This is a genomic window from Aestuariivirga sp., assembly GCF_047602625.1.
Taxonomy (GTDB): Bacteria; Pseudomonadota; Alphaproteobacteria; order Rhizobiales; family Aestuariivirgaceae; genus Aestuariivirga.
The window spans coordinates 508,871-523,351 of record NZ_JASGGV010000001.1 but is presented as its reverse complement, the minus strand read 5'-3'; the positions used below and the strand labels follow the sequence as shown (position 1 = coordinate 523,351).

The 14,481-nt window shown below is 61.5% G+C and carries 14 protein-coding genes and 1 pseudogene; 1 reads left to right on the top strand and 14 read right to left on the bottom strand.

The genetic code is table 11. The annotated features are described in order from the left end of the window. Window position 1 precedes the first annotated feature (1 nt). The 14 genes and pseudogenes from QM694_RS02715 to mgtE form a co-directional block, all read right to left on the bottom strand. Window positions 2-688, bottom strand: coding sequence for an ABC transporter ATP-binding protein (locus QM694_RS02715; RefSeq protein WP_415005410.1), 687 nt, complete (start codon window positions 686-688; stop codon window positions 2-4). Then, window positions 685-1,995 (bottom strand): lipoprotein-releasing ABC transporter permease subunit, encoded by a 1,311-nt coding sequence (locus QM694_RS02710; RefSeq protein ID WP_415005409.1) that lies wholly within the window; start codon window positions 1,993-1,995, stop codon window positions 685-687. The genes QM694_RS02715 and QM694_RS02710 overlap by 4 nt, the downstream gene beginning before the upstream one ends. Window positions 1,996-2,148: 153 nt before the next feature. Next, the gene (gene proS / locus QM694_RS02705; RefSeq protein ID WP_415005408.1) at window positions 2,149-3,474 is read right to left on the bottom strand and encodes a proline--tRNA ligase; all 1,326 of its coding nucleotides are present in this window, start codon (window positions 3,472-3,474) and stop codon (window positions 2,149-2,151) included. 306 nt (window positions 3,475-3,780) lie between these two features. Beyond that, a complete protein-coding gene (locus QM694_RS02700; protein ID WP_415005407.1) occupies window positions 3,781-4,056 on the bottom strand; it encodes a DUF1467 family protein in 276 nt (91 codons plus the stop codon). Further along, window positions 4,053-4,457 carry a methylmalonyl-CoA epimerase gene (mce, locus tag QM694_RS02695; RefSeq protein ID WP_415005406.1) on the bottom strand — a complete coding sequence of 135 codons (405 nt, stop codon included), beginning with the start codon at window positions 4,455-4,457 and terminating at the stop codon, window positions 4,053-4,055. The genes QM694_RS02700 and mce overlap by 4 nt, the downstream gene beginning before the upstream one ends. 45 nt (window positions 4,458-4,502) lie before the next feature. Further along, window positions 4,503-5,225 (bottom strand): DNA repair protein RecO, encoded by a 723-nt coding sequence (recO, locus tag QM694_RS02690; protein ID WP_415005405.1) that lies wholly within the window; start codon window positions 5,223-5,225, stop codon window positions 4,503-4,505. A gap of 9 nt (window positions 5,226-5,234) precedes the next feature. Beyond that, window positions 5,235-6,131 (bottom strand): GTPase Era, encoded by an 897-nt coding sequence (gene era / locus QM694_RS02685; RefSeq protein WP_415005404.1) that lies wholly within the window; start codon window positions 6,129-6,131, stop codon window positions 5,235-5,237. Then, window positions 6,128-6,817 carry a ribonuclease III gene (gene rnc / locus QM694_RS02680; protein WP_415005403.1) on the bottom strand — a complete coding sequence of 230 codons (690 nt, stop codon included), beginning with the start codon at window positions 6,815-6,817 and terminating at the stop codon, window positions 6,128-6,130. The genes era and rnc overlap by 4 nt, the downstream gene beginning before the upstream one ends. Window positions 6,818-6,824: 7 nt before the next feature. After that, entirely contained in the window at window positions 6,825-7,661 is an 837-nt protein-coding gene (gene lepB, locus QM694_RS02675; protein WP_415005402.1) for a signal peptidase I, read from the bottom strand. Window positions 7,662-7,775: 114 nt separating this feature from the next. Next, window positions 7,776-8,177 (bottom strand): holo-ACP synthase, encoded by a 402-nt coding sequence (acpS, locus tag QM694_RS02670; RefSeq protein WP_415005401.1) that lies wholly within the window; start codon window positions 8,175-8,177, stop codon window positions 7,776-7,778. Then, window positions 8,174-8,759 (bottom strand): annotated as a pseudogene (gene pyrE, locus QM694_RS02665) (orotate phosphoribosyltransferase). The gene acpS and the pseudogene pyrE overlap by 4 nt, the downstream one beginning before the upstream one ends. Window positions 8,760-8,765: 6 nt before the next feature. After that, window positions 8,766-10,940, bottom strand: a complete 2,175-nt coding sequence (locus QM694_RS02660; protein ID WP_415005400.1) for a RelA/SpoT family protein — start codon at window positions 10,938-10,940, stop codon at window positions 8,766-8,768. Between the two features lie 72 nt (window positions 10,941-11,012). Then, complete coding sequence (gene rpoZ / locus QM694_RS02655; RefSeq protein WP_415005399.1) at window positions 11,013-11,420, bottom strand: DNA-directed RNA polymerase subunit omega; 408 nt, start codon at window positions 11,418-11,420, stop codon at window positions 11,013-11,015. Between the two features lie 87 nt (window positions 11,421-11,507). Beyond that, window positions 11,508-12,893 (bottom strand): magnesium transporter, encoded by a 1,386-nt coding sequence (mgtE, locus tag QM694_RS02650; protein ID WP_415005398.1) that lies wholly within the window; start codon window positions 12,891-12,893, stop codon window positions 11,508-11,510. Window positions 12,894-13,067: 174 nt separating this feature from the next. Here mgtE and QM694_RS02645 point away from each other — a divergent pair, with 174 nt between their 5' ends. Continuing rightward, a complete protein-coding gene (locus QM694_RS02645; RefSeq protein WP_415005397.1) occupies window positions 13,068-14,474 on the top strand; it encodes a pilus assembly protein TadG-related protein in 1,407 nt (468 codons plus the stop codon). Window positions 14,475-14,481 lie beyond the last annotated feature (7 nt).

Genomic DNA, 14,481 nt, shown 5'->3' with positions numbered 1-14,481 from the left:
GTCAGTCCTCGATAATCCGGCCCTGCTCGAGCCTGGCCACCCGGCTCATGCCCGACGCCAGATCGTGATTATGCGTTGCCACCAGCGCGCCGAGCCCTTCCTCGTGGATGAGGCGCAGCAGTTCCTGATGCACGTGTTCGGCTGTGGCCGGATCGAGATTGCCGGTGGGTTCATCGGCGATCAGCAACAGCGGACGATTGGCAATGGCGCGGGCAATGGCGACACGCTGCTGCTCGCCGCCGGAAAGTTCCGCCGGGCGGTGATCGGCGCGGGGCCCGAGCCCCATGCGCAGCAGCAGTTCGTCGGCGCGTTTGGCGGCACCTTCGCGCGTTTCCCCGGCAATCAGTTGCGGCATCATCACGTTTTCGCGGGCGCTGAATTCCGGCAGCAGATGATGGAACTGATAGACGAAGCCGATGCCGATGCGGCGGATGCGGGTGCGCGCGGCATCATCAAGTGCCGTGCAATTCTGCCCGGCGATGAACACATCCCCAGCGGTGGGCGCTTCCAGCAGTCCGGCGATATGCAGCAGCGAGGATTTGCCGGAGCCGGATTGCCCGACCAAGGCAACGATCTCGCCCGCATTCACCGACAGGTTCAGGTCATGGAAAATGTCGAGCCTGCCCTTGCCCTCGGCATAGCTCCGCGCGAGGCCCCGCAATTCCAGCGCCGGTCCCACCTCAGTCATTCGTACCTCAGCGCTTCGACGGGATCGAGCCGGGCGGCGCGCCATGATGGATAGAGCGTGGCCAGAAACGAGAGCGCCAGCGACATGATGACGATCAGCGCCGTCTGGTCCACCTCCATGCGGGCGGGCAGCCGCGAGAGATAATAGAGTTCGGCATTGAACGGATCGACGCCCGACAGCCACTGCACGAATTCGCGGATGCGCTCCACATTCAGGCAGATCACAAGGCCAAGCAGAAATCCGGCAAAAGTTCCCGCCGTGCCAATGGCGGCACCCGTGAGAAAGAACACGCGCTGGATGGTGCCGCGCGTGGCGCCCATGGTGCGCAGGATGGCGATGTCGCGCCCCTTGTCCTTCACCAGCATGATGAGACCGGAAATGATGTTGAGGGCGGCGACGAGAATGATCATCGTCAGCACAAGGAACATCACGTTGCGCTCGACGGCCAGCGCATTGAAGAAGGCGACGTTGCGGTCTTTCCAGCTCTGCACCACCATGTCGGGGCCAGCGGCCTCGGTGATGGAGGGCAGATATTGCTCGATGTTGTCGGGATCATCCACCATCATCTCGATCATCGAGACGCCGGAACCGGTGTCGAAAAAGTCCTGCGCCTCGCCCAAAGGCAGATAGGCGACATTGGCGTCATAATCCGACATGCCGACCTTGAAGATCGCCACCACCTTGTAGTCGCGGATCAGCGGCGTGTTGCCCACCACGGTGTCGGGCCCGTTGGGCGAAATCAGCGTGAGAGTGCTGCCGAGCCCGAGCTGGTGCTGCCATGCCATGCGCTCTCCCACAGCGATGCCGCCGGATTTGCCGAAACCGATCAGCGATGGCGTGGCGTCGGGCGTACCTGGCACCTGGATGGCGGTGTGAAGGTCCACATTGTTCACGCTGGGCAGGCTGGCGAAATCCTCATCCGAAATGCCGCGGATCAGGACGCCGGTGCTGCTTTTCTGCGAGGAGGCCAGCGCCTGCCCTTCCACCAGCCCCGCCACGCGCTTGACGCCGGGAATTTTCTTCAGCCGCGCCTCGATGTCTTCATAAGGATCGATCGGCCCGGCATCCGAGCGGAAAATGGTGACGTGGCCCTGAAAGCCCAGAATCTTGTCCAGCAGCTCGCCGCGAAAGCCGTTCAGCACCGCCATCACCACGATCAATGTAGCGACGCCCAGCATGATGCCGAGGAAGGAGAATAGCGAGATCACGGAGATGAATCCCTCTTTCCTCCGTGCACGGAGATAACGCGCCGCCAACATCCATTCAAATGGCGCGAAGGGTTTGGTGTCTGGGAGGGCGGGAGTCATTTCAATCTTCCCCTTCCCCCCTCGCGGGGGAAGGTGGCGCGAAGCGCCGGATGAGGGGGTGGTTGAGTTCGGCGCGACCCCTCATCCGTCTCGCGCTGACGCGCGATCCACCTTCTCCCGCAGGGGGAGAAGGAAAATATGACGCGAGCCGTTTCACGCGGAGAACCGCGCCACGATCTGGTCCAGCGCCACGTTTTCACGCGCGCCGGTTTTGCGGTTCTTCACCTCCGCGATGCCGTCCTTCAGGCCGCGCGGGCCGATGATCACCTGCCACGGCAGGCCGATCAAATCCATGACAGCAAATTTAGCGCCCGGCCGGTCGTCGCGGTCATCATAGAGAACCTCAACGCCCTTCGCCTCCAGCGCCTTGTAGATGTGAACGCAGGCCGCTTCCGTCTCTGGATCGCCCGCCTTGAGATTGATGAGACCCACCTTGAAGGGCGCCACGGGCTCGGGCCAGATGATGCCGGCATCGTCATGGCTCGCCTCGATGATTCCGCCCACGAGGCGCGACACGCCGATGCCATAGGATCCCGACTGTACCAGCACTTTCTTGCCATCCGCGCCCTGAACCTCGCAGCCGAGGGGCGCTGAATATTTTGTGCCGAAGAAGAAGATGTGCCCAACTTCAATGCCGCGCCCGCTCACCCGTGCCGCGTCCGGCACGCGCTTCTCGAATTCCGCCGCATCGTGCTTTTCGTCTGTTGCCGCATATTTCGACGTGAAAGTGTCAACCACCTTCGCCACCGCCGCCACGTCATCATAGTCGATGTCGAAGGCCGACCAGTCCATGTCGAGGAAGGCGCGGTCGAAGAACACGCCGCTCTCGCCGGTCTCCGCCAGCACAAGGAATTCGTGGCTGTCATCGCCGCCGATGGGGCCTGTCTCGGCGCGCATCGGCACGGCTTTCAAACCCATGCGCGCGAAGGTGCGGAGATAGGCCACGAACATCTTGTTGTAGGCATGCTGCCCCGCCTCGCGCGACACGTCGAAGCTGTAGGCATCCTTCATCAGGAATTCGCGTCCGCGCATCACGCCGAAGCGCGGGCGCACCTCGTCGCGGAACTTCCACTGGATGTGATAGAGATTGCGCGGCATGTCCTTGTAGCTCTGCACGCCCTGGCGGAAAATGTCAGTGATCATTTCCTCGTTGGTGGGACCATAGAGCATGTCGCGGTCATGGCGGTCCTTAATGCGCAGCATTTCCTTGCCATAGGCATCATAGCGGCCGGACTTGCGCCACAGGTCGGCGGGCTGGATGGTCGGCATCAGCACTTCGATGGCGCCGGAACGGTCCTGCTCCTCGCGCACGATTTTCTCGATCTTGCGGAGAACGCGATAGCCCATTGGCAGCCACGAATAGCTGCCCGCTGCCTCCTGACGTATCATGCCCGTACGTAACATCAACTTGTGCGAGATGATCTCGGCTTCCTTAGGGTCATCTCTGAGAATGGGCATGAAATATTGGGAAAGGCGCATCGGAATCCCCGGCGATTGAACTCGCGCTCTTTTAAGCAAACGGTATTGGAACACAAGCGCACGTCCGGGAGCGAATTGTGACTTCAATGTGTCATTTTTCACTCGACAGCTTTGCGGTTTGTGCTAGCGTCACCTGCAATAAGAACAAGACCACGGAGCCGCACTTGAGGTGGCCCCAGGTCTGGGGAGGAGTTTCCGGGCGCGCAATGGCCGCTGCCCCGCCTGATCCGAAAACGGACGGGAGGAAAGGAAACCAAGGTCTAAGCGGAAAAAGCAGAGCCACCGGCTCTGCTTTTTCTGTTTCGGTCAGACCTTCGGCAGCGTGTTGATGAAGGGCACGTCCTCGAAGGTGATCCAGTGCTTCACCACGATGCCATAGACAATTCCAAACACGACAAAAGAGAGAAGCGTGGTGGCCAGAACCTTGCGCCACATCATGGGCGCTACGGGCGCCCCCGCCTCGTGCCCCTCGCCCACCGTTTCTCCCGCTTCATGGGCATTGCGCACGCCAAAGGGCAGCGTCACGAACAGGCACAGCCACCAGGTGATGAAATAGATGGCGATCATGCTTCCGGTGCTCATGCCTGCTCCAGTTCCACCAGCGTGCCGCAAAAATCCTTGGGGTGAAGAAACAGCACCGGCTTGCCGTGGGCGCCTATTTTCGGTTTGCCATCCCCCAGCACGCGCGCGCCCTCCTTCACCAGTTGATCGCGCGCCGCCGCGATGTCATCCACCTCGTAGCACAGGTGATGCATGCCGCCGGATGGATTCTTGGTAAGAAACGCCGCGATGGGAGAGTCCTCGCCCAGAGGCTCCAGCAATTCGATCTTGGTGTTGGGAAGTTCGACGAACACCACCGTCACGCCATGTTCCGGCAAGGTGAGCGGCGCGGATACGCTAGCGCTGAGCACATCGCGATAGACGCGCGTGGCCTTGGCCAGGTTCGGCACCGCAATCGCCACATGGTTCAATCGTCCTAGCATGGTTCACCTTTCACGCGGGGGGCATGACGGAAAGCACTCTAAAACTCAATGCGGCCTTTCGGCCAGCGCGCGGATGATCCATTGCCGCTGCTCGGGCGGTTCCAGCCCGCGCGGCTCGAAGATATGGCGCATCAGAAAATGCCCGGTCAGCCGAAGGCCGTCGGCAATGTCATCAGGGGTGGCCGCGGCGGGGGCACGGAGGAAGGCGGGCAGCGGCAGCAAGCGGTCATGATAGGGGCTTCCCGCGTCCCGGCTCACTGCCCTGCCCGTGCGCGGCGAGACATAGACCAGATCGTCGCGCTGGCCGGTTGCGGCACAGGCCGCGAGATCAAGGCCGAAGCCCAATTCATCGAGAAGCCCCATCTCCCAGCGCACCAGCAGGGCCGGCCACACATCGTCCTGCTCGATCCCGGAGAGGATCACCAGCAGCGCATCATAGATGCGGCGATGCGGCTCACGTTCGGGGAGTAGCTGCGACAGGGCGGCGAGCGTGGAAAGGCCCGCCAGCCGGAACGGCTCTTCCATGATCGGCCCGGCGCGGAGCGAAATCGGCTCAAAGGTGAAATTGCCCAGGTGCTCTTCGAGCCGAGCCCGCCATTTGACGGTGACCTGATTGCCCGGCTGCAGGATGGGCCGCTGCACGCGCGAGCGCCCGCCACGCACCAGCCCCAGCGCGCGGCCATGATCCGCCGTCAGAACCTCCACGATGGCGCTCGTCTCGCCATGGCGGCGGACGGACAGGATGATCGCCTCGTCGCGCCACTCCATGCAATGGCCCTAGACGTCAAGGCCCATCATGCGCAGGCGCTCGGGATCGTCAGACCAGTTCTCGCGCACCTTCACGAACAGGAAGAGATGCACGCGGCGCTCGAAATATTTTTCCATGTCTTCGCGCGCCTGCTGGCCGAGGATCTTCACCGTCTGCCCGCCCTTGCCCAGCACGATGGCCTTCTGGCTGTCACGCTCGACATAGATCACCTGATCGATCTTCACCGAGCCGTCCTTGCGCTCTTCCCAGTTCTCAGTCTCGACGGTTGAGGCATAGGGCAGTTCATCATGCAGGCGGTTGTAGAGTTTCTCGCGCGTGATCTCGGAGGCCATGAAGCGCAACTGCACATCCGCCACCTGGTCTTCGGGATAAAGGAATGGCCCCGCCGGCATGCGTGCGGCGATCCAGCGGCGGAGATCATCGGTGCCAGAGCCCTTGAGCGCGCTCACCATGAAGGTGGCGTCGAAGGGAAACGCCTCGTTGATCTTCGCTGAAATCTCCAGGAGTTTTTCGCGCGGGATCAAGTCTATCTTGTTGATGGCCAGCGCGGCCTTTGCCTTCGCGGCCTTCAGGCCATCGAGAATGCGCGACACATCCTCGGTGATGCCGGTGCGGCCGTCGATCAACACCACCACGGCATCGGCCTCGCCCGCGCCGCCCCAGGCGCTTTCCACCATGGCGCGGTCGAGCTTGCGGCGGGGATTGAAGATGCCGGGCGTATCCACCAGCACGATCTGGGTTTGCCCTTCCATCACGATGGCGCGGAGCCTGGCGCGCGTCGTCTGCACCTTGTGGCTGACGATCGCCACCTTGGCGCCGGTCAATTGATTGACGAGCGTGGACTTGCCCGCATTGGGCGCGCCGATGATGGCGCAGAAGCCGGCGTGGGTCAGTGTATCGGTCATTGCCTGATCTTTTCCCGTTGCAGGAAGTGCGAGGCCGCTTCCTGTTCGGCAATGCGCTTGCTCTTGCCCGTGCCTTCGGCTGCCAGATGGCCCGCCACGTCCACAGCCACGTCAAAGACGGGTGCATGTTCCGGCCCTTCGCGCTTCACCACGCGGTAGGCGGGGATGGGCAGCGCGCGGCCCAACGCCCATTCCTGCAGGAAGGTCTTGGCATCTTTTTCATGGCCCGAAGGCTTCTCCATCATCGGCTTCCAGTTGCGGAGGACAAAGCCCCGCGCCGCTTCAAGGCCGCCGTCGAGATAGATGCCGCCGATCAGCGCCTCCACCACATCGCCCATCACCGTGCCGTTAAGCGCTAGGCCCTTGCTGCGTTCGCTTGCCCCCATCACCAGGAATTCGCCAAGGCCCAGCGTACGGCCTGCTTCCGCACAGGTTTCGCCGCGCACAAGCTGGCTGTGGCGCGCCGCCATGTGGCCTTCGCGCTGATCGGGATTGAGGCGGAACAGTTCCTCGGCAATCACCAGCCCCAGCACGCGGTCGCCCAGAAATTCCAGCCGCTCATAGTCATCGGATGCATTGCGCGTGCTGGCGTGCGTCAGGGCGTGGCGCAGCAGCGCCTTGTCGATGAAACGGTAGCCGAGCCGCTGGGCAATCTCGTCGTAGCGCGTGGCGGAAAACCGGACCACCAGACGCTCAGAGAATGTTGAAGAAGCGGCTCCAGCGGATTTCGAAGGGCCACATCCACACTTCCCAAAGCCGCGCCTCGGGAGAAATCGAGAAGAAGATGATATCGGCGCGGCCCACGAAATTTTCGATGGGCACATAGCCGACGCCGCCATACGGATCGCGGGAGTCGGAAGAATTGTCCCGGTTGTCACCCATCATGAAATAATGCGCGGGCGGGACAACAAACTCAGGCGTGTTGTCGAGCGCACCGTCAGGACGGAAATCCAGCACGCGATATTGGACGCCTTCGGGAAGCGTTTCCATAAACTGCGGCACCGGCGATCCTGTAGGCGTATTGTACGGTTCAGATTCAGGATCAGGATTCACGTAATCCTGTATGCGTTCCTTTTTGACTGCGACTCCATTCAGGAAAATCACCCCATCCCGCATCTGAATGTGGTCACCAGGCAGACCAATCACCCGCTTGATATAATCGACGTCCGTATCAGACGGCTTCTTGAACACCGCGATGTCGCCACGCTTTGGGGTGCTCTGGAAGATGATGCGGCCGGGAAAATCGATGAACGAGCAGCACTTCACCTCGTGCCCGAAGGCACCCAGGCTGAAGTTGAACGAATACTTCCCGTATCCATAGGAAAGCTTTGAAACAAAAAGATAATCTCCTACCTTCAAAGTAGGATACATTGAGCCCGAAGGAATATTGAACGGCTGGTACAGGAAGGTACGCACGAAGAAGGCGATCAGCAGCGCCTGGATGATGACCTTGACGGTTTCCCAAATGCCTTCATCCGGCTTGCGCCGTGCGTCGGGTCTTGCCGCCATCACATAGTCTCTCTTCTGCATGCCGGACCGCTCCGCGCCTGCGCCATCCACTTCTTCGCCGTATATATGGCCCCTATGTGCGTTGCAACGCGGCTAGCTTCAAGCTTGGGGACTGTTGCGCGGGGAACACACCCCCTAGGTGAGAGGGAGCGCCTCGATCATCACGATGGCCTGGGCATAGGGGAAATCATCGGTGATTGTCAGATGGATACGGGCGGCATGGCCTTGCGGGGTGATGCGCGCCAGTTGCGCAGCGGCGCCGCCCGTCAGCACCATGGTGGGCCTCCCCGAAGGCTCATTCATGACGCCCATATCCTTCCAGAACACGCCACGCCGGAAGCCGGTGCCGAGCGCCTTGGAACACGCCTCCTTGGCGGCGAACCGCTTTGCATAGGAGGCGGCGCGCGCCGCCCGCGTTTCCGACTTGCGGATCTCGGTTTCGGTATAAAGCCTGTCGATGAAACGCCGGCCATATTTCTCCAGCGTTTTCTCGATCCGCCTTATGTCGACGATATCGTTGCCGAGGCCGATGATCATTTCTTGAGGCCCCGGCTGCCGGGCTTGGTGGCGGGAAGTGCCGCAAGCTCGGGCGGCAGGGCATCGGCGGGATAGGCGGGGATGTCGAGCTTCGCCAGCGCCACCAGCGGCACGCCCAGATCGGCCTTGCCGTTGGAGCGGTCGATGAGGCAGGCGGCGCCGACGATCTTCCCCGGATGCTCGGCGATGGCGGCGAGGCATTCGCGCGAGGAGAGGCCGGTGGTCACGATATCCTCCACCATCAGCACGCGGGCACCTTCCGGAATGGTGAAGCCGCGGCGGAGCGTGAACTTGCCCTCCTCCCGCTCCACGAACAAGGCCTTGGCGCCCAGATGCCTGCGCCGTTTCATAGCCCGGCACGATGCCGCCCACGGCGGGCGACACCACATAGTCGATCTCGCCGAACCGGGCTTTGGCCTTTTCAGCCAGCGCCTTGCACAGGCGCTCGGTGCGGGGCGGATCCATGAAGATGAACATCTTCTGCAGGAACACGGGGCTGTGGAGGCCCGAAGACAAAATGAAATGCCCCTCCAGCAAGGCCCCGGCATCGCGGAACTCGGCGAGAATCTGGTCCTGTGTCAGCATGGATTACCCCGTAACGCGCGTGACGTCGCTCACTAGCGCCTTGGTGCGCAAGCCCGCCATGATGTGGTTCAGATGTTTGAGATCGTGCACCTCGACCGTGATGTCGAGATCGAAAAAGTCGCGCGCGCCCTCGCGGGCCTGCATGCGCAGCGCATCGATGTTGCCGCCCTGCTCGCCGATCACTTGCGTCACCTGCGCCAGCGACCCCACCTCGTTCAGGATGGTGACGGCAATGCGGGCGGGGAAAAGCTGATCATTGGCGGTGGCGTCCCATGCCAGGTCCACCCAGCGTTCGGGATGGTTGTCGAACTGCTCCAGCGCCTTGGCGAAGATCGGATAGATCATGATGCCTTCGCCCGGCGTGGCGATGCCGACGATGCGCTCGCCGGGCACGGCACCCGTACCGGGGTTGATTTTCAGCGCGGTGGTGCGGGTGACGCCGCGCACCGGGATTGAAAGCTCATCATTTCCCTCGGTCTTGCGCGAAGCCATCTTGCGGCGCGATTCACGAAGCTGCGCATCGTCGACCGTAACACCCATGGCGCGCAGTACGTCGAGGCCGGTCTGCTCGCCGCGCCCCACGGCGGCCAGCGTGTCATCGAGGTTCTTGTGGCCGAGGCGCGGAATGGCGGCGGCCACTTCCTTCTCGACATAATCCATGCCCTGCTTGGCCAGCAGCTTTTCCACGATCTCGCGGCCGAGCCCGGCATATTGCTTGCGCACCGCCACGCGGGTGGCGCGGCGGATGGCGGCGCGGGCCTTGCCTGTGACGGCCAATCCCTCCCATGCGGCGGGGGGCACCTGCGCGTCCGAGCGGATGATTTCCACCTCGTCGCCATTTTCCAGCTCGGTGACCAGCGGTGCGTGGCGGCCATTCACCTTGCAGCCCACGCAACTGTCGCCCACCGAGGTGTGGACGGCATAGGCGAAGTCGATGGGTGTGGCGCCCTTGGGAAGAGCGATCAGCTGGCCCTTGGGCGTGAAGCAGAAGACCTGATCGTGGAACAGTTCGAGCTTTGTGTGCTCGAGAAATTCCTTGGGGCTCTCGCCTTCCTGCAACATTTCAACAAGATGGCGTAACCATCTGTAGGCATTGGATTCCGCGGCGGGCTGGCGGAAGCCGTCGAGCGCTTCCTTGGCATCCGGCGCGTCCTTGTAGAGAGCATGGGCGGCCACGCCCCGCTCGGCGATTTCATGCATCAGCCTTGTGCGGATCTGCATTTCCACCCGCATGTGGTGGGGGCCGATCACAGTGGTGTGGAGGGAGCGGTAGTCATTCTGCTTGGGTGTCGAGATATAATCCTTGAAGCGCCCCGGCACGGCGCGCCAGGTGCGATGCACGATGCCCAGCGAGCGGTAGCACTGGTCCACCGTGCCGACGATCACCCGAAAGCCAAAAATATCCGAAAGCTGGCCCAGCGACAGCAGCTTGCGCTCCATCTTGCGCCAGATCGAATAGGGCCGCTTCTCTCGGCCATAGACTTCCGCCTTGATGCCGTTTTCGCCCAGCTTGGCGGTGAGCGCCTGCTCGATCTCGCGCAGCACGTCGCCGCTTTCCTCGTGCAGCGTCTTGAGGCGCTCGGTAATGATACGGTCAACCTCTGGGTTCAGCACCTTGAAGGCGATGTCCTCAAGTTCGTCGCGCACCGTCTGCATGCCCATGCGGCCGGCCAGTGGCGCATAGATGTCCATGGTTTCCTGGGCGATGCGCAGCCGCTTTTCCGGCTTCACATGGTGCAGCGTGCGCATGTTGTGCAGCCGGTCGGCCAGCTTCACCAGCAGGACGCGCACATCCTTCGACATGGCAAGCAGGAGCTTCCGCAGGTTTTCCGCCTGAGTCGCTTCCTTCGTCACCAGATCGAGCTTGGCAATCTTGGTGAGGCCATCGACCAGCGACGCGATTTCGGGGCCGAACTTCTCTTCGATCTCCTGCTGGGTGGCTTCGGTGTCTTCTACCGTATCGTGAAGCAGCGCCGCCGCGATGGTGGCGTCGTCCAGCTTCATTTCCGTGAGGATGGCCGCCACTTCGAGGGGATGGTTGAAATAGGCCTCGCCGGAGGCCCGCTTCTGGTTGCCATGCGCCTTCATGGCATAGACATAGGCGCGATTGAGGAGGTCCTCGTTCGCGTCAGGGTCATACTTGGTGACCAGTTCCACCAATTCGTATTGGCGCATCATAATGGCAGCAACTTACGACAAAAAAGGCCGGACGCGAGTGGTCCGGCCTGAAACTCTTGCAATGTGGATGGTTTAGTAGCCGTTGCGCTGGCTGCCCGGGCTTTCGGCGGGCGGCAGGCCTTCGAGGCCGCGCAGCAGTTCTTCCTCGGTCATCTGCTCGAAATCGGGCTGATCGCCGGATTCGTCGTTCACCATCACCATGTCGCCCGACTGCTGGATGAGCGGCACTTCGGTGGGCTCGGGCTCATCCACCTCGACATGCTTCTGCATGGCGTGGATGAATTCCTCGCGGAGGTCTTCGGTCACGATGGTTTCGTCGGCGATCTCGCGCAGCGCCACCACGGGGTTCTTGTCGTTGTCACGGTCAACCGTGATGGGGGCGCCCTGCGACACCATGCGGGCGCGGTGGGCGGAAAGCAGAACCAGCTCGAAGCGGTTCGGCAGCTTGTCGATGCAATCTTCAACTGTGACGCGCGCCATGAGGCTCGTGTGCTCCTTGGAATATGAAGGGATTGCCGTGGCTTCTAGGCGGAAACCATGGCCAAATCAAGGGGCTCCTGCCCCACCCTATTTCACCAGCCAGATCGAGGCGAGGCCGAGGAAGGCGAGGAAACCCACCACATCGGTCACCGTCGTTACGAAGGCGCCGGAGGCCACGGCGGGGTCGATGCCGAAATAGTCGATGATGATGGGAATGAGAATCCCGCCCAGCGCGCCGGCCACCAGATTGATGATCATCGCTGCGCCGATGATGACACCCAGCGATTCCGCGCCAAACCACCACCAGGCGAAGGTGCCGATGAGAATGGCGAAGATGAAGCCGTTAATGAGACCCACCGCCACTTCGCGATATGTCACGCGCACCGCATTGGATGGCCCCAGATTGCGCGTGGCAAGCGCCCGCACCACCACCGTCATGGTCTGCGTGGCCGCATTGCCCCCTTGCGAAGCCACGATGGGCATGAGCACCGCCAGCGCCACCATTTTCTGGATTGTGCCGTCAAACAGCGAAATCACCCATGAAGCAAGAACGGCGGTGGCGAGGTTGATCAGGAGCCAGGTGAAGCGCGAACGGGTGATGGTGACGACCGTATCGGAAATCGATTCCTGCGCCGCCACGCCGCCCAAATGAAGCAGGTCGCCCTCGGCCTCTTCCTTGATGACGTCCACGATGTCATCGACCATCAGCGAGCCGACAAGGCGCCCCGCCTCGTCCACCACGGCGGCGGAGACGAGGTTATACTGGTCGAACTTGTAGGCCACCTCGGATTGCTCGTCGGTGACCTTGAAGACGGTGTGCTCCTCATCCATCACGTCTTCGATCTTGCGCTCGCGGGGGCTCCTCAGCAGGCGCGCCAGCGGCACCGTGCCCTTCAGTTGATAGGCGGGATCGACGGCATAGACTTCCACGAAATCATCGGGGATGCCCTTCTCGCCGCGGATGTGGTCGATGGTCTTGCCCACCGTCCAGAACTGCGCGACCGCCACGAACTCCGTCTGCATCAGGCGGCCGGCGGTGTTTTCCGGATAATCGAGGGCGCGCGACAGGGCCGCGCGGTCCTGCTTCGGCACCTTGGCCAGAATGTCCTGCTGCTCGGACTCGTCGAGGTCTTCGATGAGATAGAGCGCGTCGTCGGTGTCGAGCTTCTTGATGGCGGAGGCGATCACCTCGTTGGGCAGCACCTCCATCAACTCGTCGCGCACCGTCTCGTCGAGTTCGGCCAGAGCTTCCACATCGAAGTTGCGGCCGAGGGCGGCGATCAGCGCCACGCGATCAGATTGATCCAGCGTCTGGATGAGGTCGGCGAGGTCGGCGGCATGCAGGTCGCGCGTCAGCGCCCGCGCCGCCTTGGCGTCCGAAGACGCCAGCGCCGCGGTCACTTTTTCCGCGTAGGCCGCATCAATGCCGCCCCATTCGTCGCGGATTTCCCCGTCCTGTTGAAGATCAGCCATGCAGCCTCTCAAACGGATTTTGCGAATGTGCGCAAGGCCTTGTTGTGTGTTTTACGGTAAATGCATTTCAAATGCCGTTCATTCCGGCAACTTTCGCTTCACCGTTCCGGCCAAGCTTATCGAAAGGGTTTGCATTTAAGCGAGTTCCTTCGTCTGGAACATCAAGAGGCTTTCATGCACAGTTTGCCTTCATCCGTGGCCCGTTTTTGCAAGGCACAGAACGGCAATATCGCCATTGTCTTGGCCCTCTCGATCATGACGATCATGGCCGCGGCGGGCGCCGCCATCGACTTCGGGCGTTATTATCTTCGCCAGACCAAGCTGCAAACGATCACCGATGGGGCATTGCTGGCTGCCACCATGCACGCCAAAGAGGTATCCGGTTCGACCAAGGCGGACCTTCTGAAGATTGCCAAGGATTATATCAACAGCAACGTGCCGTCCGACATCGATCTCGCGTCCGTCGATCTCGACATCACAACCGGGGATTCGGGCAGCAAGACCTTCAGTATCGATTTGCAGGGGATTCAGCCGACGACATTCATGTATCTGTTCGGCCAGAAAACCATGATTCATGATGTGCGCGCGCAATCGGTCTTCGGCGCGGGGCGGCCTGTTGAACTGGCGCTGGCGCTCGACGTGACAGGCTCGATGTCCGGCAGCAAGCTGGCGACGCTCAAGACGTCCGCCACCAATCTTGCCAATACGCTGCTCAAGGACAATTCCGCCGGCACCGCGAAAATGGCCATCGTTCCTTTCGCCAATTATGTAAACGTGGGCACCGACAAGCGCGGCCAGCCGTGGCTTGACGTGAAGGACGACTACTCCACAACCAAATATGTGTGCAGCACCGTGACGCCGGTGATCAGCAAGTCGAACTGCGTGAAGAAGACCACCACCTGCTACAATGACGGTGTGCCCTATTCCTGCACATCAACCACCTGCGATTATGTCTACGGCACGCCCTATCAAAGCTGTGGCAACCAGACGACCAATTACAAATGGACGGGCTGCGTGGGTTCGCGCAGTTACCCCTTGAGCCTGCGGGAAGGCAGCTTCGACACCTCGAAGGTTCCGGGCCTGCTCAACACCTCCTGCCCGCCCGCCATCACGGCGCTCACCAGCAGCTATTCCACCATCACGGCAGGCATCAACGCGCTCACCGCATCCGGCGAAACCTATATCGCTACCGGGCTGACATGGGGCATGTATGCGCTCTCGCATGACGATCCCTACTCCGAAGGCATGACCAAGGCAGATGCGGCGACCAAGCAGGCGGTGAAGGCCATCGTGCTGATGACCGACGGCGCCAATACACGCTCGCCCAAATATCCCTATCACAATGGCACGGATGGCACTCTGTCCAACAAGCTGCTTGCAGAGGCTTGCGAGGTGGCGAAGGCCGAGGGCATGACGCTCTACACCATTGCCTTCCAGATCGACGACAAGACGACGCAGGACATGCTCCAGGCCTGCGCCACCAGTACGGACAACTACTTCGACGCCGGGAATGAGGAAGCGCTGGAGGCCGCCTTTGAAGAAATCGGCAAATCGCTTTCGGTGGTGCGCCTGTCGAAATAGGATGTGA

Coding starts and splice junctions, on each gene's coding strand:
- QM694_RS02715 (WP_415005410.1), bottom strand. CDS start 688: ATGACTGAGGTGGGACCGGCGCTGGAATTGCGGGGCCTCGCGCGGAGC.
- QM694_RS02710 (WP_415005409.1), bottom strand. CDS start 1,995: ATGACTCCCGCCCTCCCAGACACCAAACCCTTCGCGCCATTTGAATGG.
- proS (WP_415005408.1), bottom strand. CDS start 3,474: ATGCGCCTTTCCCAATATTTCATGCCCATTCTCAGAGATGACCCTAAG.
- QM694_RS02700 (WP_415005407.1), bottom strand. CDS start 4,056: ATGAGCACCGGAAGCATGATCGCCATCTATTTCATCACCTGGTGGCTG.
- mce (WP_415005406.1), bottom strand. CDS start 4,457: ATGCTAGGACGATTGAACCATGTGGCGATTGCGGTGCCGAACCTGGCC.
- recO (WP_415005405.1), bottom strand. CDS start 5,225: ATGGAGTGGCGCGACGAGGCGATCATCCTGTCCGTCCGCCGCCATGGC.
- era (WP_415005404.1), bottom strand. CDS start 6,131: ATGACCGATACACTGACCCACGCCGGCTTCTGCGCCATCATCGGCGCG.
- lepB (WP_415005402.1), bottom strand. CDS start 7,661: ATGCAGAAGAGAGACTATGTGATGGCGGCAAGACCCGACGCACGGCGC.
- acpS (WP_415005401.1), bottom strand. CDS start 8,177: ATGATCATCGGCCTCGGCAACGATATCGTCGACATAAGGCGGATCGAG.
- QM694_RS02660 (WP_415005400.1), bottom strand. CDS start 10,940: ATGATGCGCCAATACGAATTGGTGGAACTGGTCACCAAGTATGACCCT.
- rpoZ (WP_415005399.1), bottom strand. CDS start 11,420: ATGGCGCGCGTCACAGTTGAAGATTGCATCGACAAGCTGCCGAACCGC.
- mgtE (WP_415005398.1), bottom strand. CDS start 12,893: ATGGCTGATCTTCAACAGGACGGGGAAATCCGCGACGAATGGGGCGGC.
- QM694_RS02645 (WP_415005397.1), top strand. CDS start 13,068: ATGCACAGTTTGCCTTCATCCGTGGCCCGTTTTTGCAAGGCACAGAAC.